At 40.0% G+C, this 20418-nt stretch carries 22 protein-coding genes, 1 tRNA gene and 1 other RNA gene; 5 read left to right on the top strand and 19 right to left on the bottom strand.

Annotation, left to right across the window (positions count from 1 at the left end):
* Window positions 1-60 precede the first annotated feature (60 nt).
* The 3 genes from RWM06_RS01980 to RWM06_RS01970 are packed head-to-tail and all read right to left on the bottom strand — an operon-like array spanning window position 61 to window position 3658.
* Entirely contained in the window at window positions 61-2013 is a 1953-nt protein-coding gene (locus RWM06_RS01980; protein ID WP_313969919.1) for a fructose-specific PTS transporter subunit EIIC, read from the bottom strand.
* Window positions 2010-2921, bottom strand: a complete 912-nt coding sequence (pfkB, locus tag RWM06_RS01975) for a 1-phosphofructokinase (RefSeq protein WP_313969918.1) — start codon at window positions 2919-2921, stop codon at window positions 2010-2012. The genes RWM06_RS01980 and pfkB overlap by 4 nt, the downstream gene beginning before the upstream one ends.
* Window positions 2918-3658, bottom strand: coding sequence for a DeoR/GlpR family DNA-binding transcription regulator (locus RWM06_RS01970; RefSeq protein WP_313969917.1), 741 nt, complete (start codon window positions 3656-3658; stop codon window positions 2918-2920). Before RWM06_RS01970 ends, pfkB begins: the two co-directional genes overlap by 4 nt.
* A gap of 161 nt (window positions 3659-3819) precedes the next feature.
* Between RWM06_RS01970 and RWM06_RS01965 the strand changes: the two genes are divergently transcribed.
* Window positions 3820-3907, top strand: a tRNA-Ser gene (locus tag RWM06_RS01965).
* Between the two features lie 256 nt (window positions 3908-4163).
* Here the strand turns inward: RWM06_RS01965 and ssrA are convergent.
* From ssrA to RWM06_RS01945, 4 genes are all read right to left on the bottom strand, one after another.
* Window positions 4164-4511: a transfer-messenger RNA gene (ssrA, locus tag RWM06_RS01960) on the bottom strand.
* A gap of 61 nt (window positions 4512-4572) precedes the next feature.
* A complete protein-coding gene (locus RWM06_RS01955; RefSeq protein WP_313969916.1) occupies window positions 4573-5208 on the bottom strand; it encodes an SGNH/GDSL hydrolase family protein in 636 nt (211 codons plus the stop codon).
* A gap of 1 nt (window position 5209) precedes the next feature.
* Window positions 5210-6037 (bottom strand): HAD family hydrolase, encoded by an 828-nt coding sequence (locus RWM06_RS01950; protein ID WP_313969915.1) that lies wholly within the window; start codon window positions 6035-6037, stop codon window positions 5210-5212.
* A 21-nt stretch (window positions 6038-6058) separates the two neighbouring features.
* Window positions 6059-7384, bottom strand: a complete 1326-nt coding sequence (locus RWM06_RS01945; protein WP_313969914.1) for a CapA family protein — start codon at window positions 7382-7384, stop codon at window positions 6059-6061.
* A 174-nt stretch (window positions 7385-7558) separates the two neighbouring features.
* Between RWM06_RS01945 and def the strand changes: the two genes are divergently transcribed.
* Both def and rlmB read left to right on the top strand, forming a co-directional pair.
* Window positions 7559-8170 (top strand): peptide deformylase, encoded by a 612-nt coding sequence (gene def, locus RWM06_RS01940; RefSeq protein WP_001272956.1) that lies wholly within the window; start codon window positions 7559-7561, stop codon window positions 8168-8170.
* A 44-nt stretch (window positions 8171-8214) separates the two neighbouring features.
* Entirely contained in the window at window positions 8215-8943 is a 729-nt protein-coding gene (gene rlmB, locus RWM06_RS01935; RefSeq protein WP_313969913.1) for a 23S rRNA (guanosine(2251)-2'-O)-methyltransferase RlmB, read from the top strand.
* Between the two features lie 39 nt (window positions 8944-8982).
* Here the strand turns inward: rlmB and trxB are convergent, their stop codons facing one another.
* The 7 genes from trxB to RWM06_RS01900 all read right to left on the bottom strand — a co-directional run bounded on the left by trxB (window position 8983) and on the right by RWM06_RS01900 (window position 13335).
* A complete protein-coding gene (gene trxB / locus RWM06_RS01930; protein ID WP_261065080.1) occupies window positions 8983-9894 on the bottom strand; it encodes a thioredoxin-disulfide reductase in 912 nt (303 codons plus the stop codon).
* A gap of 65 nt (window positions 9895-9959) precedes the next feature.
* Entirely contained in the window at window positions 9960-10184 is a 225-nt protein-coding gene (locus tag RWM06_RS01925; protein ID WP_000926599.1) for a DUF4059 family protein, read from the bottom strand.
* A gap of 77 nt (window positions 10185-10261) precedes the next feature.
* Entirely contained in the window at window positions 10262-11005 is a 744-nt protein-coding gene (locus RWM06_RS01920; protein ID WP_313969912.1) for an amino acid ABC transporter ATP-binding protein, read from the bottom strand.
* The gene (locus RWM06_RS01915; RefSeq protein WP_001103451.1) at window positions 11005-11805 is read right to left on the bottom strand and encodes an amino acid ABC transporter permease; all 801 of its coding nucleotides are present in this window, start codon (window positions 11803-11805) and stop codon (window positions 11005-11007) included. Before RWM06_RS01915 ends, RWM06_RS01920 begins: the two co-directional genes overlap by 1 nt.
* A gap of 157 nt (window positions 11806-11962) precedes the next feature.
* Window positions 11963-12319: an arsenate reductase family protein gene (locus RWM06_RS01910; protein WP_238096376.1), complete on the bottom strand. Its 357-nt coding sequence runs from the start codon at window positions 12317-12319 to the stop codon at window positions 11963-11965.
* A gap of 12 nt (window positions 12320-12331) precedes the next feature.
* Window positions 12332-12841, bottom strand: coding sequence for a methylated-DNA--[protein]-cysteine S-methyltransferase (locus RWM06_RS01905; RefSeq protein WP_313969911.1), 510 nt, complete (start codon window positions 12839-12841; stop codon window positions 12332-12334).
* A complete protein-coding gene (locus RWM06_RS01900) occupies window positions 12841-13335 on the bottom strand; it encodes a GNAT family N-acetyltransferase (protein WP_313969910.1) in 495 nt (164 codons plus the stop codon). Before RWM06_RS01900 ends, RWM06_RS01905 begins: the two co-directional genes overlap by 1 nt.
* 134 nt (window positions 13336-13469) lie before the next feature.
* On the opposite strand from RWM06_RS01900, the gene RWM06_RS01895 reads away from it, so the two are divergent.
* Both RWM06_RS01895 and RWM06_RS01890 read left to right on the top strand, forming a co-directional pair.
* Window positions 13470-13913, top strand: coding sequence for a DUF1836 domain-containing protein (locus tag RWM06_RS01895; RefSeq protein WP_313969909.1), 444 nt, complete (start codon window positions 13470-13472; stop codon window positions 13911-13913).
* A complete protein-coding gene (locus tag RWM06_RS01890) occupies window positions 13913-14560 on the top strand; it encodes a hemolysin III family protein (RefSeq protein ID WP_313969908.1) in 648 nt (215 codons plus the stop codon). Before RWM06_RS01895 ends, RWM06_RS01890 begins: the two co-directional genes overlap by 1 nt.
* A gap of 98 nt (window positions 14561-14658) precedes the next feature.
* Here the strand turns inward: RWM06_RS01890 and RWM06_RS01885 are convergent, their stop codons facing one another.
* The 5 genes from RWM06_RS01885 to nox all read right to left on the bottom strand — a co-directional run bounded on the left by RWM06_RS01885 (window position 14659) and on the right by nox (window position 20273).
* Window positions 14659-15975 carry a beta-carotene 15,15'-monooxygenase gene (locus tag RWM06_RS01885; RefSeq protein ID WP_313969907.1) on the bottom strand — a complete coding sequence of 439 codons (1317 nt, stop codon included), beginning with the start codon at window positions 15973-15975 and terminating at the stop codon, window positions 14659-14661.
* A 17-nt stretch (window positions 15976-15992) separates the two neighbouring features.
* Window positions 15993-16724, bottom strand: coding sequence for an ABC transporter ATP-binding protein (locus RWM06_RS01880; RefSeq protein WP_313969906.1), 732 nt, complete (start codon window positions 16722-16724; stop codon window positions 15993-15995).
* Window positions 16725-17283: 559 nt separating this feature from the next.
* Complete coding sequence (gene pdxT / locus RWM06_RS01875) at window positions 17284-17865, bottom strand: pyridoxal 5'-phosphate synthase glutaminase subunit PdxT (RefSeq protein WP_313969905.1); 582 nt, start codon at window positions 17863-17865, stop codon at window positions 17284-17286.
* The gene (pdxS, locus tag RWM06_RS01870) at window positions 17866-18741 is read right to left on the bottom strand and encodes a pyridoxal 5'-phosphate synthase lyase subunit PdxS (RefSeq protein ID WP_000138517.1); all 876 of its coding nucleotides are present in this window, start codon (window positions 18739-18741) and stop codon (window positions 17866-17868) included.
* A 152-nt stretch (window positions 18742-18893) separates the two neighbouring features.
* On the bottom strand, window positions 18894-20273 hold the full coding sequence (gene nox, locus RWM06_RS01865) for a H2O-forming NADH oxidase (protein WP_261227265.1): 1380 nt from the start codon (window positions 20271-20273) through the stop codon (window positions 18894-18896).
* Window positions 20274-20418: the final 145 nt, after the last annotated feature.

The raw sequence follows: 20418 nt of genomic DNA, 5'->3' as shown, positions 1-20418 counted from the left end.
TCAAATTCTTTAAAAAAGACTGCACCAAACGGTACAATCTTTTCATTTTCTATCTAAGTTTTATTCTTGAGGTTTGCGTAGGTAACCATAGACCACACCACTTACGATTGCTCCTACCAAGACAGCAATGAGGTAAAGAAGGGCATTTGAAGTAAGGGCAATCACGAAGATTCCTCCGTGTGGTGCCATGAGTTTGATACCAGTAAGACCAACGAGTCCGCCTGCTACTGCCGAACCAAGGATGAAGCTTGGGATCGCACGAGCTGGGTCAGCTGCACCAAATGGAATCGCTCCCTCAGTGATAAAGGACAAGCCCATGATGATGTTTGTCAAACCAGAGTTGCGTTCTTCTTTGGTAAATTTATCTTTAAAAAGAAGAGTTGCGACAAAGATTGCAAGTGGTGGCACCATTCCTCCAGCCATAACTGCTGCCATGGCTACAGAACCACCTGAAGAAACAGTCGCTGCAAGCGTACCTGTACCAAAGACATAAGCCGCTTTGTTGACTGGTCCACCCATGTCAACAGCCATCATTCCACCAAGGACGATACCGAGAAGGACAGCTGAACCGCCTCCAAGACCACCAAGGAAATCATTCATAGCAGTGTTGATTGCTGCCATTGGGATGTTAACAGCTAACATGACAAATCCAGTCAAGATTGTTCCAAGAAGTGGCAAGAGAAGAATTGATTTAGCACCTTCAAGTGAACGAGGAACTTTAACGTATTTCTTGATAGCAAGAACCAAAGCACCTGCGATAAATCCACCAACAAGGGCACCTAGGAAACCAGATGAGACACCTGCAAGAGTTGAAGTTGCTTCACCACCTGCGGCATAAGGGATTTTCCCAAAGGCAAAACCTTCTTTGGCAATAGCACCAGCCACGAAACCTGCTACCAAACCTGGTTTTTCAGCGATAGAGTAAGCAACATAACCTGCAAAGACTGGAAGCATCAAACCAAAGGCTGCACCACCAATTTTCATGAACATAGAAGCTAGCTCATGGTAGGAACCAAGACTGCCAAGGTTTTCATTCGGAACACCCAAAGCACCATCAATCAAGAAGGCAAGGGCAATCATGATACCACCGCCGATAACGAATGGCAACATTTGAGATACACCACTCATCAAGTGTTTGTAGAAGGCGCCACCAAGGCTTTGTTTTTCATTGCTTGCTGTTGCAGCTTTTGCTCCATTTGCGGCACGGTAGATTTCAGCATCTCCCGAAAGAGCCAAGTTAATCAATTCTTCCGTCTTACGGATACCGTCAGCAACTGGACGATTGATCAATGGTTTGCCATCAAAACGAACCATTTCAACTGCCTTGTCTGCTGCGATGATAACAGCTTTAGCCTTACGAATGTCTTCCGCAGTTAGTTGGTTACCAACACCACTAGCACCGTTGGTTTCGACCTTAATTCCAACACCCATTTCAGCAGCCACTTTTTGAAGAGCTTCTTGGGCCATGTAAGTGTGGGCAATACCTGTCGTACAAGCTGTAACAGCCACGATAAAGTCACCAGATTCATTGGCAGGTGCTTGAACAGGCTCTTCAGTTTTTTCTGAAGCTTTGTCAAAAAGTTCGATAACCTGGTCAGCTGATGTTGCTTGACGAAGTTTGTCAGCGAAACCATCTTTCATCAAGTATTGAGACAATTCTGCCAAGGCTGCCAAGTGAGTATCATTGGCACCTTCTGGAGCCGCAATCATAAAGAAGAGGTCAGTTGCTTGTCCATCCAAGCTCTCGTAGTCAACACCCTTGTTTGACTTGGCAAAGAGAACTGTCGCTTCTTTGACAGCAGCGTTTTTGCTGTGAGGCATTGCGATTCCATCACCCAAACCTGTAGAAGTCAAGGATTCACGCGCCAAAATGCCTTCTTTAAAGGTTTCAAAATCTGTTACATAACCGTGGTCTGTCAAGCTTTTAATCATCTCCTCGATGACAGCTGTTTTTTCAGTTGCCTGCAAATCCAGCAACATGACATCTTTTCTCAATAGGTCTTGAATTTTCATCTTTTTTCTACCTCAACTTTTTCATATGTTTCTTTAATAAATTCTGCTGTTGCCAAATCATCCGAGAAGGTAGTTGCTGTTCCACAAGCCACTCCCCATTTGAAGGCTTCTACTGCGTCTTTTGATTTGACAAATTCACCTGTGAATCCAGCAACCATAGAGTCGCCAGCTCCTACTGAATTTTTGACTGTCCCTTTGATTGGTTTAGCAAAGTATGCTCCCTCAGATGTGACAAGAAGGGCACCGTCACCAGCCATAGAGATAATGACGTTTTGAGCACCCTTAGCCAGTAACTGACGAGCATAGTTCTCGATTTCATCTAAACTTTCGAGTTTAACCCCAAAAATCGCTCCAAGTTCATGATTGTTTGGTTTGACCAAAAGTGGCTGATAGTCCAAACTATCAATCAAGGTCTGTCCTTCAAAGTCACAGACCACCTGCGCGCCAGTCTGACGGGTCAAGGCAATTAAATCCTTGTAGATGACATTGCCTAGATTTTTAGCACTTGAACCCGCAAATACAACCGTGTCTTCTGCAGTCAAACTAGACAAAATAGCTTTCAATTCTTCTAACTGGGCTGGTTCGACAGTTGGACCTCTTCCGTTGATTTCTGTTTCTTGGTCTGCTTTAATCTTGACATTGATGCGAGTATCTTCTGCTACTTGGACAAAACGTGTCTCGATTTCTTCATCAGCCAAAGTATCTGTGATAAATTCACCAGTAAAACCTCCGATAAATCCAGTCGCTGTATTGGGAATACCCAAGCGTTTCAAGACACGACTGACATTGATTCCTTTCCCACCAGCAAACTTATCATCACTGTCCATACGATTGACACTACCAACTTGGACTTGGTCCAAACGAACGATATAGTCAATGGATGGATTGAGTGTGACTGTATAAATCATACTTCTATTACCTCCGTTTTCTCCTTAATAGCCTGCAAGAGCTCATGCCCTTGACTTGTGATAACGATAGCGCGTTTGAGCGGTGCTACCTTAGCAAAGCAAGTTTGTCCAATTTTAGACGAATCCACCAAGACGTAGGTCTGTTTGGCATTATCCAAAATAGCACGCTTAACAGCTCCCTCCTCCATATCAGGAGTCGTATAATAACCATCGTCCACACCATTCATCCCGATAAAAGCACGGTCAAAGTGCAATTGGTTAATCTGGTTAAGAGCAACGCCCCCGATACTCGCATCTGTCACCATCTTGACACTTCCTCCAACCATGACCGTTGGAATCTGCTTTTCAACCAACTGAGCTGCATGGTGAATCGAATTGGTCACAACAGTAATATTCTTATTAACCAATTCATGAATCAAAAAGGCAGTTGTTGTTCCAGCATCTATAAAGATGACATCTTTTTCCTTAATGAGAGAAGCAGCTTTCTGAGCCAGTAACTTCTTCTCTTGAATGTTTTTGACAGATTTTTCTTGAATGGTTTCTTCTTCCTGCAAAGAGTGGGGCAACTCTGCTCCACCATGCACGCGACGAAGCTTGTTTTCTGCTTCCAACTCATCCAAGTCTCTTCGAACCGTTGATTCTGAGGTCTCTAGCAAACTAACTAATTTTTCTAGAGAAACTACATGATGTTGATGTAACTCCTCTAAAATCAGCTGTTTCCGCTCTGTTTTTAACACTGATTTACCTCCTGTTATCGTTTACACTATTCATTCTATCACACTTTATTTCAAAGTCAAGCATTTTTTATCACTTTCTTCCAAATTCTATCATTTTTCTTATTTCTAGAATTTTTATTGCAAGATAAGAGCCTTTATGGTAGACTATTTGAGTAAGTATTGGAAGATTACTCAAGAGGCTTAAGAGGCCGTGTTGGAAACGCGGTAGGCGTGTAACAGCGTGCGTGGGTTCGAATCCCATGTCTTCCGTAGAAAAGAACAATTATTTCTAGGATGCAACAAATGTTGTATCTTTTTTTTATCGCTTTTTTAAAAATAAGGTCTGTTTTAGGGTCTGTTTGTGACTCCTTTTGTGACTCCTTTTGTGACTCCCTTTGTGACTCCCTTTGTGACTCCTTTTGTGACTCCTTTTTTCGCAAAAGAATGCCAAGGAATACCAAAGACAAAAATAAAAAACGTTGATTTAACAACGTTTTACCAAGGAATGCAAAAGAATGCAAAGGAATAATGGAGCCGGTGGGAGTCGAACCCACGTCCAAACACCTGCCAACATATTTGTCTACAACCATAGGTTATGTATTAGTTTAACAGTTCCTCGACACATAACTCAAGCCTAGAAACTGCGAGTCTATCAATCTCTTATCAAGCCGCTAGACAAGACTTAATCGTATCTCGCTAATAATAAGACCTGTCATTGAACACGAGCAATCCAAATCGGGTCACGCCTGCTGGTTTTTAGGCAGCTAGAGCGTAAGAAGTGTTATTTTTTGCAGTTATATTTAACTGAGCGTTTACGTCGCCACACGAGTCGCAAAATATGCCTCATAATGCCTGTCGAATCCGTAACGACCCCAAAAGACAATAAAACCATTATACCTTATCTAACACGAAAATGCAAAAAGGAAATCAACTAACTACAAAAGATAGTCTTTCAAGACTTTTGTCAAAACCTGATAACCAGCAATACTGAGATGCAACCCATCAGTTGTATATTCTTTTTTGAGTTTACCTGCTTGGTCTGTCAAACTATCAAAAACTGGCACAAATTCTACCTGCATATAGGCAGAAGCAAGCTCTTGATAGGCTTGATTCCATTTCTGAATTTTTTCATTCGTGCGGATATAGACTGTCTGCTTGTACTCCTCTCCCTCATTGACTGGCAAAATAGAAAGCAATTTTATCTCTGTCAGTGGATAATCGCGAGAAATGGATTGAATGATAGCTTCGAGATTATTAAGAGCCTCATTCAAAGGGACATCCTTTCCGATATCATTTGTCCCAATCAGAAGGACAATTTTATCTACTGCTCCACCGTACAGATGCGCATCTAGATTTTCTAATAACAGCCCTGTCTGATAACCTCGAATGCCTCGATTGACAATCGTCTTTGCATTCCCAAATAGTTCCTGCAGAGGATAATACTCAACAATGGAATCACCAATAAAGAGAATATCTGGCTCCACAACAGAAACCTGATTTAAGTGACGATACTTGGTTTGGATTTTTTCTTGTTCCTTTAGGAGCCAATTTTCTAATAACTGTACTGACACTTCATTCTCCTTTTTCTAACCAGTTTTCCAAGACTTGATAAACTCCTCCTTGGCTGTTAGCTGGTGCTAGAGCAGTCGCCACAGCTTTGGCCTTGTCATCAGCATTTTCCATCGCATAGGCAATTCCAGCCATTTCAAGCATCTCAACATCATTTTCACTGTCACCAAAAGCCATGATTTGTTGGGGGTTCAAGTCCCAGCGCTTGAGTAATTCTTCCAAGCCCCATGCTTTATGAATTCCAGCTTGAAGAATATCAATGCAACCATAGCCACTGGATACAGCCCGAACACGGCCATCAAAGAGGTCATTAATCTCTTCCAAGACCGAACTCAAACGCTCCTCACCAACAACCATACTCATCTTGAGCACACCACCAAAAAGGTCAGAGGTTAACTCATCCACAAACTGCATCCGTTGGTAGAATTTTTCAATCATTTCTGGAGTCATAAAACTTTCAAGATCTGTAAAAATCGTACCTTCTTTGACAAAACCACCCTTCATCCCCGTTACAACAAACTGATCCTGACACGCTCGACCTTTGAAATGAGCCAAAACCTTATCGACAATGGCATCATCCCAAGTCTGAGCCTGAATCAATTCATTGTTTTCAAAAATACGAGCACCATTGGCAACAACCAAAACCACTCGATCAACCAAGTGCTCCAGTAGTTGCCTCATGCGGTGAATTTCATTCCCCGTCGCGATGACAAAACGAATACCCCTTTGATCCAACTGATCTAAAATCTTTTCCAAGCGTGGGAGGTCCAGCTGGCCTCTAGCATCCAGCAAGGTCCCATCCATATCTGTCGCAATTACCTTAATCGTCATTTACTTTCCTCTGGATTCAAGCTAGTCCCACTTCAATCCCACATGTTCGTTCATTTCTTTATAGGCTGTATCAATTCGTTCCTTAGTCGCTTCATCTAATTGATCACGATGACTGCCACCCTCGATAAAGTCTTCTAAGATATAAGTTTGGTAAAGGAAGAGTGGATAACCTTCTGGAGAATAGGTTCCTTTCGGTGTACGATTTACCCAAGAAGGATGTGCTTTAGCAGTTTCGATTGTCGTCTTGCCATCCTTTTTCTTAATGGTCACATCCATAAGAACACCACGCTCTGTCCACTTAGCATTTTCTTCATCTTGCATGGTTTCAATTCGTTGATTGGAAATGAAGTTCCCCATTGAATAGATAATGAGTTTCTTGTCTCCATCTTTTTCAACCGTTTCCGATGGTTCAACTACGTGAGGGTGCCCTCCAAAGATAATATCCGCTCCCCAATCAATCATCTTGTGATAAAGAGCCTTTTGTTCTTCAGTTGGTTCCAAGCGATACTCGACACCCATCTGAGGCATGATAATGGTGATATCCGCTTCCTTCTCTGCTCGTTCAATTTCAGCCTTCATCTTGTCTTCATTTAAGTCTGAAAGATAGCGGTTATAGTCTTCTTGAGAAATACTTTGCTCAATTCCATTAAATCCATAAGAATAAGCCAAAAGTGCAACCTTGATACCATTCACTTCCTTAATTACAAGAGGAGCTTGATCACGTGACTCATGCGTATACACTCCAATAGGTGTCATTCCTGCCTTCTCAATAGCATCTGCTGTTGAAACGACACCTTCTATTTGTGAATCTAGGATATGGTTATGCGCCAAGTCTAGCACTTGATAACCAGCATCCTTGATGGCATCCATGACTTCGCCAGGTGCATTAAAGAGAGGATAACCAGCCAAATAATGGTCCTTGTTCACAGTACCTTCAAAATCACCTATAATCAGATCTGCTTGTTTGAGCCATGGTTTCACATAGTCAAAATTTTCATGAAAATCATAGGTTCCATCTTCTTTTAAGGCAGAACGATAGATGGGAATATGATAGAGGAGATCACCGTTGGCCATAATTCTTGCAGTTTTTTCCTCTTCCTGATCTTTAGCATTTTGATTGGTCTTATTAGCTTCTTGAGAAATGGTATCCTTTTTTTGACTGGTCAAGGGGATTCCTTGGAAGCTTTCAAACAACAAGATCAAGCCCATTGATAAAGCAACTGCTAGCAAGAGTATCGCCACAAATCCCTTATTACTCCACTTGCGATAACTCCTAAAAAAGTTTACAAAGCCTCTCACAAAATGAAAAACTGGTCCACGTTTATATCTATCTTGTCTTCTTTGCATCTTCATTCTCCCTGCTTTCTAATGCAAGCCTTTTCTTTTTATTATATCACAGATAAGTAATTCTTTCACAATTGAATCGAACCTGCTAGGCATTTTCTATAAAAGCTCGATGCCGTAATGCTTTCAATCCTTGTCATTTTGTGATATCATGTAGAGGTAATGAAAGGAGAGAAAATGTCTGCAATAGAACGTATTACAAAAGCTGCTCACTTAATTGATATGAACGATATTATCCGCGAAGGGAATCCTACTCTACGCGCGGTTGCTGAGGAAGTTACTTTCCCCTTGTCTGATCAGGAAATCATTCTTGGCGAAAAGATGATGCAATTCCTGAAACATTCCCAAGATCCCGTCATGGCTGAAAAAATGGGGCTCCGCGGTGGTGTTGGACTGGCTGCTCCCCAGTTAGATATCTCAAAACGCATTATCGCTGTTTTGGTGCCTAATATTGTTGAAGAAGGCGAAACTCCACAGGAAGCCTACGACTTGCAAGCCATTATGTACAATCCCAAAATCGTCTCTCACTCTGTTCAAGATGCTGCTCTTGGTGAAGGAGAAGGTTGTCTGTCTGTTGACCGCAACGTGCCTGGCTATGTTGTTCGCCATGCTCGCGTTACTGTTGACTACTTTGACAAGGATGGAGAAAAACACCGTATCAAACTCAAAGGTTATAACTCCATTGTTGTTCAGCATGAAATTGACCACATCAACGGTATCATGTTTTACGATCGTATCAATGAAAAAGACCCATTTGCAGTTAAAGATGGTTTACTGATTCTAGAATAAAGAAAATCCCGTTGCAAGACGGGGTTTTGTGTTATAATAGAGGCATGAAAACAAATGATATTGTCTATGGCGTCCACGCCGTTACCGAAGCCCTCCTTGCAAACACAGGAAACAAACTTTACCTCCAAGAAGATCTCCGAGGTAAGAACGTTGAGAAAGTCAAGGAACTGGCTACAGAAAAGAAGGTGTCCATTTCTTGGACTTCAAAAAAATCCCTCTCTGAGATGACTGAAGGTGCTGTCCACCAAGGTTTTGTTCTACGAGTGTCTGAATTTGCCTATAGCGAGTTGGATCACATCCTTGCCCAAACACGCCAAGAAGAAAATCCACTTCTATTAATTCTGGACGGGTTAACCGACCCTCATAACCTAGGCTCCATCCTGAGAACAGCCGATGCGACCAACGTTTCAGGTATCATCATTCCCAAGCACCGTGCTGTCGGAGTTACTCCTGTTGTTGCTAAAACAGCCACAGGTGCTATTGAGCACGTTCCCATTGCCCGAGTAACCAATCTAAGCCAAACTCTAGACAAACTCAAGGATGAAGGCTTCTGGACCTTTGGAACAGATATGAATGGGACTCCTTGCCACAAGTGGAATACAAAAGGGAAAATCGCCCTCATCATCGGAAACGAAGGAAAAGGCATCTCTAGCAACATCAAAAAACAAGTTGATGAGATGATTACCATTCCGATGAATGGACATGTTCAAAGTCTCAATGCCAGTGTTGCTGCGGCCATTCTCATGTACGAAGTTTTTCGAAATAGACTATAAAAAAAGTTTCCAGTCATCTGATTGGAAACTTTTTTATGATTAACTATGTTCGGTGATAAATTTATAGGCTTCTTGACCAGCGATAGCTCCATCTCCAACTGCTGTTGTTACTTGGCGAAGGTCTTTCAAGCGAACATCTCCAACTGCAAAAATACCGTCAACTGCAGTTTTCATGTGGTTATCTGTCACAATCCAGCCAGCCTGATCTTGGATATTCAATTCTTTAACAAAATCGCTAAGAGGGTCCAAACCAACATAGATAAAGACACCACCGAAGGCTTGTTCTGTCACTTGACCTGTTTTCACATTTTCAAATACGACAGATTCTACTCGGTTTTCACCCTTGATTTCCTTCACTACAGAATCCCAAATAAAGCTGATTTTCTCATTCGCAAAGGCGCGGTCTTGTAAAACCTTTTGAGCACGAAGTTGATCACGACGGTGAACAATGGTAACAGTCTTAGCAAAACGAGTCAAGAAGAGGGCTTCTTCAACAGCTGAATCTCCACCACCGACTACCAACAAATCTTGGTCACGGAAGAAAGCACCATCACACACGGCACAGTAAGAAACACCACGACTGTTAAGTTCTTCTTCTCCAGGTACTCCCAAAGGACGGTGTTTAGAACCAGTTGCTACGATAACTGTACGTGTTTCATATGTTTGGTCATCAGTAATCACTTTCTTAAAATCACCATGGTCTTGGACATTTTCAACATAACCATAAATGTGCTCAACACCAAGATTTTCAAGCGGTTCAAACATCTTTTCTGCCAATTCTGGCCCACTAATATTAGCATATCCTGGGTAATTTTCGATATCAGAGGTATTATTCATCTGACCACCTGGCAGACCACCTTCAATGAGAGCAACTTTCAGATTGCTTCGAGCAGCGTATAAGGCTGCAGTCATACCTGCAGGTCCAGCACCGATAATAATAGTATCATACATATAGATTCCTTCTTTCTTGTTGTAACTATCTTTATTCTAACTCTTTCTTGTCAATCAAGCAAGGATTATGCTTTGAAAACAAGAATTAAACTCATAACCGCAAAGGATAATACTGGAACAACCAAGACTCCAATCATAATCATATCATAGAGATGGGCTTGGCGAGCCTTGGCTGTCTTATCAACTCCCGACATGGCTCTTAGTCCAATCCAAATCCCTAAAAAAATCAGGACGAGGATGGTGGTCAAGATCAAACTCTCGAAATATAAAGAAAATAGTTGCAGTAGCATGATTTCTCTCATTTCTATCTTTTTTAAAGAGTAAACTCAGCTAGTCCAGCTAACTGAGTTTTCCTTTGTCTATTATATCAAATATAAGTCCGTTTGTAACTAGCGAAGAATTCTTTTGTCCGCTCTTCTTTAGGATAGTGGATAATCTCATCCGGAGTTCCAGACTCAATGATTTTCCCCTTATCTAAGAAGAGAATCTTATCCGCAACTTGAGCTACAAAGGACATGTCATGACTGACCAAAATCATAGTCTGTCCTGACTTAGCAGCATCTGCAATAGATTTTTCTACTTCACCGACCAATTCTGGGTCAAGGGCTGAAGTTGGTTCGTCTAAGAGCAAGACATCTGGTTTCATAGCAAGCGCACGCGCCAAGGCAACCCGTTGCTTCTGTCCACCTGATAAATGGCGAGGATAATGGTTTTCACGGTCCGAAAGCCCAACCTTAGCCAACTCTTCCTTGGCAATCTTAGTCGCTTCTTGGTCAGATAATTTCTTGACAACAACCAAGCCTTCTTTCACATTATCAAGTGCTGTACGGCGTTCAAACAAATTAAACTGTTGGAAAACCATAGACAGCTTACGGCGTAGGGCAAGGATTTCTTCTTGAGTGATTTTAGAAAAATCAACTGAAAAATCATCAATCTGAATAGAGCAACTGTCAGGTGTTTCAAGATAATTGAGACTACGAAGAAAAGTTGATTTTCCAGCTCCTGAAGAACCAATCAAGGCTACAACTTCCCCTTTTTGAATATCCAAGTTCAGATGATCCAAGACAGTCTGTCCTGAAAAGGATTTGCTTAAATTCGAAATCTTAATCATTAACGAAGGTCTCCTTTCACATCTGTTTGCACTGTATCGGGTGCAGAAATAGCCATTTTTCTCTCGATGAAACGACCGAGGCTTTCAATTCCGATATTGACTACCCAATAAACAAGGGCAACGGAGATAAAGCGTTCAAAATAGCGGTAATCAGCTCCACCTAGAATCTGAGCTTGGGCAAAGACTTCCACAACACCAGCACTAAAGGCTAGAGATGTTCCCTTGGTCAAGCCGATGAGGGAATTGATCAAGGTTGGAGTCGCTACAACGGCCGCATTTGGAATAATCACGCGACGATAAACTTGTGCTCGTGTCATACCCAAACTTCGTGCCGCCTCAATCTCACCAGGATTAACTGAGAGAATGGCTGCACGAATGGTTTCACTAGCATAAGCTGCCTCATTAAAGGCAAAGGCTACAATCGCAAAAACAGCCGCTGGAATCGCATTGATATTGAGACCAGTACCCCATTGCTGATTGAGAGCTTTCAAAGCCAAAGGGATTCCATAGTAGGTCAACATGAGTTGCACCAAAATCGGTGTCCCTTTTAAGAAGCTAACAAAGAATGCCTGCAAGGGATATAAAATCTTGACACGATTGATTTTCACAATGGCAAAAAGAAGTGCCAAAACCAAGCCAAAAAGAGCACCTCCAATTGTCAACATAATCGTTGTTGGAAGTTGTTGGACAATTCTAGGGATTCCATCAAAGACTGAACGCAGGCTAAAAAGCTTGCCATCCGGAATCAATTGCATCAAGTTTTGGTACCAATCTGATGCTAAAATCGTTGTAACATTCATAAAAACATCCTCTCCTGATAATGATTCATTCTACCATACTTCTGCCGTCAATGAAATTATTTGCTACGGTCAGATACAGACTTTGTCTACCTACTAGTTTATCATACTTTGAAACAGGGAGGTTATATATTTTATCTATCAAAGAGATAGATAAAAACTATTTCAATCCCAATTCTTCATAAGGTTTTCGATAACCAATTTGCTTAACAGTTCCATTTTCTACTAAAATCGGTCGTTTTAACAACATACCGTCGCTTGCTAGCAACTCAGCCGCTTCTTGGTTTGACAGACTTCCTACCTTATCTTTCAGCCCTAATTCACGGTATTTGATACCACTGGTGTTGAAAAATTGCTTCAACTCGAAACCTGAGGTTTCTATCCAGTTTAAAATCACTTCTTGGCTTGGTGTTTCTTCGACAATGTGAACAGCTTTGTAGTCCACACCGAGTTGATTTAATTCTTGTTTTGCTTTTTTACAAGTTGAACATTTTGGGTATTCGATAAATTCTAACATGTCTTTCACTTTCTATTTTATATCTTTAAAATCTGCGTCTTCATGCTCCAAGAGCCAAGCTTTCTTTTCCACTCCTGCAGCATACCCTGTCAGACGCTTTCCTGCTCCTAGCACACGATGACAAGGTACTAGGATAGACCAAGGATTGCGCCCCACTGCTCCACCAATTGCTTGAGCAGAAGCCACTTGCAGATCTTGGGCTATTTGTCCATAGGTCACTGTCTGACCATAAGGAATTCCCTGTAAATAGGACCAGACTCGCTTTTCAAAATCCGTTCCGGTTGGAGCCAAGGGCAAGTCGGATAAATCTTGAGGCTGGCCTTTAAAGTAAGCATCTAAGCAAGCAATAACTGAGTCTAAAATGGGATGACTAACAACTGCTTCTATCGTGTCATCTCCTATCCCCCTCTCAAAATGCTTCTGCTCCTGCATCCAAATTCCATACAAATAATGGTCATCAGCTACGAGAGAAAGGGGGCCAATTGGTGAAGAGTAGATCATTTTTGCGTACTTCTTTTGCATTATTTCTTCAATTTTTGATAGGCCAAGCGTTCACCATCAACTGGAACCTTACCAACCTGTTTAAAACCAAGTTTTTCAAAAATATGTTGCATAGCTTTGTTTTCTGCATGCGTATCTGAACGAAAATCAAGATAATCAAATCCTTCAATCAAGCCCTCTAAGAAGGTTTGAGCAACTCCTTGTCCCTGCACAGTTGCTGCCACAGCAATACGGTGAAAAACTAGATATTCTGACTCTCCAGCTTGCCAGTTTCCCTCATAAATGGCTTCATAGACTGCCTCTGGACTCTTGGTCACAGCAGCATAGGCTAGCAGTTCTCCCTCTTCCAAGGCCACATAGGCTTGACCTGAGATAATATCCTCAATAATAATATCAGCATTTGGATAGCCATTTTGCCACTGATCACTACCAGCATCTGCTAAACATTTCTTGGCTTCCTCCATCACCTGCATAATGGCATCTACTTCATTTGGAAAAGCTAAACGAATCTCCATCTTTTCTCCTCTTTTCTGACTAGTTTCTCCCATCATAGCATAATTTAAGCCTTTTCACAAGCAGTTAAAACTTGACTTTTTGTTTTTGTTATTTTATAATCTAGTTATTAAAACTAGATAAAAAGGAGTTGAAAATGAAAACTACCTTTTCCTACCCAAAATGGGCAGAAATTCCAAACATTGACCTCTATCTAGACCAGGTTTTGCTCTATGTCAATCAGGTCTGCGCCCCTATCTCTCCTGATAAAGACAAGGGCCTGACAGCATCTATGGTCAATAACTATGTCAAACATGGTTACCTGACAAAGCCTGACAAGAAAAAATACCAACGCCAACAGATTGCCCGTTTGATTGCTATCACAACCCTCAAGTCTGTATTTTCTATTCAAGAAATAGCTCAGACACTTAATACTCTCCAAACTCAAGCAAGTTCAGACCAACTCTACGATGCTTTTGTGAACTATATGAACCAAGGAATTGACCCATCTAACCCTATTATACAAAGTAGCTGCCAAACTGTTAAACTCTATCATCAAACCCTAGCCTTAATCCATCATACTCAAGAGGAGGAAATCTAATGAATACAAGCCTAAAGCTCAGCAAACAACTTAGTTTTGGAGAGGAGATTGCTAATAGCGTGACCCATGCCGTAGGTGCAGTCATCATGCTCATCTTACTGCCTATTTCATCCACCTATAGTTATGAGACATACGGATTTTTATCCTCTATCGGCGTTTCCATTTTTGTTATTAGTCTCTTTCTCATGTTCCTCTCATCCACCATTTACCACTCTATGGCCTATGGTTCAACCCACAAATATGTCTTGCGAATCATCGACCATTCTATGATTTATGTTGCCATTGCTGGCTCATACACGCCCGTCGTCTTAACCTTAATGAATAACTGGTTTGGCTATCTGATTATTTCCATTCAGTGGGGAACGACCATCTTTGGTATTCTCTATAAAATCTTTGCTAAAAAGGTCAATGAGAAATTTAGCCTTGCTCTTTACCTGATTATGGGCTGGTTGGTTCTAGCTATCATTCCTGCCATTATCAGTCAAACGACGCCAATTTTCTGGAGCCTCATGGTAACTGGCGGACTTTCTTATACAGTTGGAGCTGGATTTTACGCCAAGAAAAAACCTTATTTCCACATGATTTGGCATCTCTTTATACTAGCCGCATCTGCCCTCCAATACATTGCCATTGTTTATTATATGTAAAAAAAGACAAGGTTTTTTATCCTTGCCTTTTAGTTTTAGTACTGCTTTGGTTTCAATGTCAATAAGTGTGTTCTTTTTGAATCAGTAACTATTCCAATTTATCTATCTTGAAATAGATAAAATCCCTTTGTAATACTATAAAAAATAACTAACAAAGAAATAACTATAAGACTCGGTTGCCAGAAACCTGATATATCCACTAAACTACGGCCTAAAAATTGGCCAATAAAGCTAACTAAAATTAAAATAATTAAATTGAAAATTGCTGAGACTAATAAAATTAACACCGAATGTATTATTGCCTCGCCTATACGTATTTTAAAGAGTTGTAATCTTGACACTCCCAGTGTCTTTAACTGTTTAATGTCCTCAATATCTTTATTAGAAGATAAAATTGTAAGAGAAATAGAATTAGTAATAATCAGAATAATTGGAGCAGACATATAAGCAATAAAGGAAGCTCTTGCTTCGTTTACTCCGTTTGCTGTATTCATGAATGAATACATATTTTGGGTGTAAAGAATAAACCCAGAAATGAGAGTTACTCCCATGCTCATTGAAGTTTGTATACTTTTCAAATAGCTAGGATTGGATAGTAGATTCCAAAAGCCTGTATTAATTACATAATTTTCAGTTGGAAATATCCTCATTAAAAATTTTATTAGAAACACTTGAATTGATGGAGATAGTGATTGAATAATAAGGATGTGAATAATTAATAAAAATAATATTATGCTTGACTGTGTTGAAATTATTTCTTTGTTTCTGCTAAAACCTGCTGAAACAATAAAGCCTATACATAGTAACCATAGGAATAAACGAACAGAGATGTTAACAAAACCAGTTACTGTAACTTTTCTTTTTTTCTTTTTTGGTTTTAATATTGATGATATTTTAAGTATTCGACTTGAATAAAAGTAAGCCCCTATCCCGACAATTGTTGGTACTATAAAAACACTCAATAAAATTGATTGAATGTTGGCTGTAATAACTAAATCAGGTAACTCATATCTTCCTAATAAATTTTGTAAAAATTTGTAGTAACTATCTGCCATGATAAATGAAAGTATTGTACCAATACTACTAACAATCACTGCCATTAAATAAAACTGTCCAGATACTAATAAAGATAGCTGAGTTCTGCTTGCGCCTAAGACAGTCCATAATTGGTAATCCTTTTTAAAGATATCTATTAGCAGTCTTATATTATTTGAAATAAGGAAAAATAGAGTAGTCCCACCAAAAATTATTAGCATTTGAAAAAGTTGTGAAGCGTTAATATTAGCAGTCTTTATTGAACTAGCAATACCAAATAAAGATGTTCCAACAATTAGGCTAGATACAAATAGTAATGGTATCGTTCCTAACCATTGTCTTTTTGAGTACTGAAATTGGTAAATGATTAATTTTAGCATAATAAATCCTCCTCAAATTAATCTTTACTACTTTCAAGTGCTTGGTAGAGCTCATCAGCTGAAGGTTTAACAATTTGTCGAGATATTTTTCCGTCTTTTAAAATGAGTGCTCTGTCAGTTTTTGAAGCCAACTCAATATCATGAGTGACCATAAAAACACATTTCCCTTGACTCGCTAAATTACGAAGTGTTTCAAAAATAAGTTTTCTTGAGACGCTGTCCAGAGCTCCTGTTGGCTCATCGGCAAAAATAATTTTACTATCAGCTATTATTGCACGAGTAATAGCCACTTTTTGCTGTTCTCCACCTGATAAGGTAGCAACTAATGATGATAGTTCTGCTTTAAAATTCAAACTATCCAACATTTTTTTTACTTTATTGCTATCAACACTCTTTCCTGAGAGTCTCAGAGGAAGTGTCACATTTTCTAGTACAGGTAGAGCGGGGACCAGATTATAGTTTTGAAAAATTATTGCAATATCTTGCCTTCTAAATTTAGCAAGCTTCCCTTCTTTTAAGGTATATGGATTTACACCATTGATAACAACTTCGCCACTTGTTGGTTCAGATAAACTTGATAAGCAACTTAGCAAAGTAGACTTTCCAGAACCACTGACACCAAGTATTGATACAAATTCCCCATAATTGACAGATAAAGAAACATCTTTCAAAATAGAGACAGTTTTGTTTTGTCCTAACAAAAATTCTTTTGAAAGGTTTGAAACTTTAACAGCTACATTATTAACCATAATAAATCCTCCTGATTCCAGTGTCATCTTTGATTTAATTATACAATATTGAAATTCTATTAATATCAAGTAAGTAACTTATGAAACGTATTTTTAATGGATAAAATTTCTATTTCCTCTGGATCTCGAATAAAGGTCTTTAGCGAACTAAGAATTTTTTCTATTACCATAATAGTATCATAAATGATACTTAATTGAAAGCGTAAACATAGCTTTGTTAAGAAGTACAGCTATTCTATACAAAATTTAAACATAAAACTTAGGTATACTTAATAAATGAGAATTAAAGTTAGCTATAACGAAGATAGTAGCATATGTAAAACTCTAAGCAGGCAGAGCCTGCTTAGAGTTTTACAATTGAATTTCCCAAAGAGGAAGCAAGATGAAAGCCATCATTTCTTGTGCTCATAAGATTCTCAGAATCGTTTACAAACTACTCTCTACCAATCATACTTATCAAAAAGAAAAGGCGCTAGAACTGAGGAAACAGTTCTAACGCAAAAACTAAAAAAATTTCAATTACAGTATAGCACAGGAAGTGATTTTTTGCGCTTTTTTACTATCTTTTTTCTTTACACATTTCGATAAAGTACTGGTGCAAGCGCACATCATCAGTCAATTCTGGATGAAAAGAAGTTACCAACATATTTTTTTCTTGGGCTGCAACGATTTGATTGTCAACTGTTGCTAGAATTTCTACATCCTCTCCAACACTGCTGATAATCGGACCACGGATAAAGGTCATTGGAATCTGACCAACTCCCTTACATTCTGCTTCCGTATAGAAACTCCCTAGTTGGCGCCCATAAGCATTGCGCTCGACCACCATATCCATAGTTCCTAGATGACTCTCTTCCTGGGAAGCAATTTCCTTAGCCAGCAAAATCAAGCCAGCACAGGTCCCAAACACTGGTAAACCAGATAGAATGGCTTCTCGGATGGGAATCAACATGTTCTGGTCTCGTAAGAGCTTGCCCATGGTTGTAGACTCACCACCAGGCAAAATCAAACCTGACAAGTCACTCTGATGTTTCTGAAAATCATCTAGATTTCTGATTTCAACACTCTCAACACCTAATTTATCTAGTACTTTTTCATGTTCTGCAAAGGCACCTTGCAAGGCCAATATTCCGACTTTCATCTATTTTCCTCGCTCTGCCATGAGAATTTGGATTTCATTTTCATTGATACCAACCATAGCTTCTCCTAAATCTTCAGAGATTTGAGCTAGGATTTGAGGATTACGGAAGTTAGTCACAGCCTTAACAATAGCACTCGCTCGTTTAACAGGATCTCCTGACTTAAAAATACCTGAACCGACAAAGACACCCTCTGCCCCTAATTGCATCATCAACGCAGCATCTGCTGGTGTTGCAACGCCTCCAGCCGCGAAGTTTACAACTGGTAATTTCCCATGTTCATGCACATATTGAACCAATTCTACAGGGACTTGCAAGTCCTTGGCAGCAACATAAAGTTCGTCCTCACGTAGATTTTGAATACGGCGAATTTCCTGATTCATCATACGCATATGGCGAACAGCTTGGACAATATCCCCTGTACCCGGTTCTCCTTTGGTACGAATCATAGAAGCACCTTCAGCGATACGACGCAAGGCTTCTCCCAAATCCTTAGCCCCACAGACAAAAGGAACTTGAAATTCTTTCTTGTCCACATGGAAACGGTCGTCAGCTGGAGATAGAACTTCACTCTCATCGATATAGTCAATCTCAATAGCCTCTAAAATCTGAGCTTCAACAAAATGCCCGATTCTGACCTTAGCCATTACTGGAATACTAACCGCTTCTTGAATTTCCTTAATCATCTTTGGATCACTCATACGGGAAACCCCACCAGCTGCACGAATATCAGCTGGAATCCGCTCCAAGGCCATCACAGCTGCCGCACCAGCAGCCTCTGCAATACGGGCCTGTTCAGGATTTTGAACGTCCATGATAACCCCGCCTTTAAGCATCTGTGCCAAGTTTTTATTTAGTTCATAACGATTTTCAGTCATTTGTTTTATCCTCATCATTTGTATTGGTAGCTACTATTTCATTTTAAGTCAGATTTGGAGGAATCACAAGATAAAAAAACCATAATTGTATGGGGACAAATCATCTAAAAAACTATCTGACCTTAACTTAAGGCCAGATAGCTCATTTATTTTTATTTTTCAGCTGTAAGGGCAGCCATTGTGATGTAGTTGTATGGTTTGTTGAAGTGTGGCAAGAAGAATAGGTCTGTCAATGCCAATTTATCAATTGTAACATGCTCTTGGATAGCAAGTGAGAACATGTGGATTCCCATGCTGATTGCAGAATCATGTGAAACCATTTGGGCACCAAGAATTTCACGGCTATCTTTGTCAAAGACAATCTTGATGGCTACTTCATGGTTGTCATGTTTCATGAATTCTGGTTTTTGAAGATCGTTAAAGCCTGTTTCAGTCGCATTGTAACCTGCAGCTTTTGCTTTTTCAAGTGTCAAACCAGTTGAAACCATGTGAAGACCGTAGATAGAGATACCGTTTGAACCTTGCACACCGATTCCTTCCAATTCATGTCCACAAGCGTTGTAGGCACCAACGATACCAGTACGTACAGCGTTTGAAGCAAGAGCGATGTAGCTTGTGTCTTTACGAGCATTGTCATAGACAGTCGCACAGTCACCAACTGCAAATACACCTGGAAGTGATGTTTCTTGTTTCTTGTCTACAAGGAAGGCACCGTTACGGAAGAGTTCAATCTTACCATCAGCAAGGGCTGTGTTTGGACGGAAACCAACTGCAAGGATAACCATATCCACATCGAAAGTTTCTTTATCAGTAATCAAGCGTTCAACTTTACCGTCACCCTCAATTGCTTTAACAGTTTGACCAAGAGCCAAACGGATGTTGTGGTCTTCCAAGTTCTTCGCCATCATTTGTGTGAAGTCTTTGTCATAGTAACCGTTCAAGACAGTATCAACGATATCAACAAGGACAACTTCTTTTCCAAGACGTTCAAAGGCTTCAGCAAGTTCAACACCGATGTAACCACCACCAACAACGGCGATACGGTCGAGGTGTTGGCTCTTATCAGCTAATTTGTGAATCACTTCTTCAGCGTTTTGGTACAATTTAACGAATTGTACATTTTCAAGAGTTGCTTTAAATTCGCGGTTTCCTTTAACAATTTCAACACCTTCGATTGGTGGCAAGATTGGTGTAGAACCTGTAGCGAAAATCAATTTCTCGTATGATTCTTTGTGCTCTTTCCCTTCAACTTCTGCTGTAACTACTTTGTTATCATAGTCGATTGAAAGAACTGGTGAGTTCATGTAAACCTTAGCACCTTTAGCTTCCAATTTTTCTTTATCAGAATAGAACAAGCCTTCAGCACCGTCGATTTGTTCACCAATCCAAAGGGCCATTCCACATCCTAGGAAAGAGATGTTAGAGTTTTGGTCAAATACAACGATTTCGTTCTCATTGCCAAAATTATCCAACATAGTATTAATACATGCTGTACCAGCGTGGTTAGCACCAACTACAACGATTTTACTCATAGAAAAATTCCTACCTTCAATTTTAAATTTACTCTTCTAGTATAACATTTACTGTTAGCGTTTACAAGAGTTTTGCTAATTTTCCCGATTTTTTTGTAAAAAAATGTAAATAATCTGTATTTTATCAGCCTTTCTTACAATTACT

This window comes from uncultured Streptococcus sp. (genome assembly GCF_963516575.1).
Taxonomy (GTDB): Bacteria; Bacillota; Bacilli; order Lactobacillales; family Streptococcaceae; genus Streptococcus.
The sequence above is the reverse complement of the archived record's forward strand: the minus strand, read 5'-3'. Positions and strand labels throughout refer to the sequence as shown.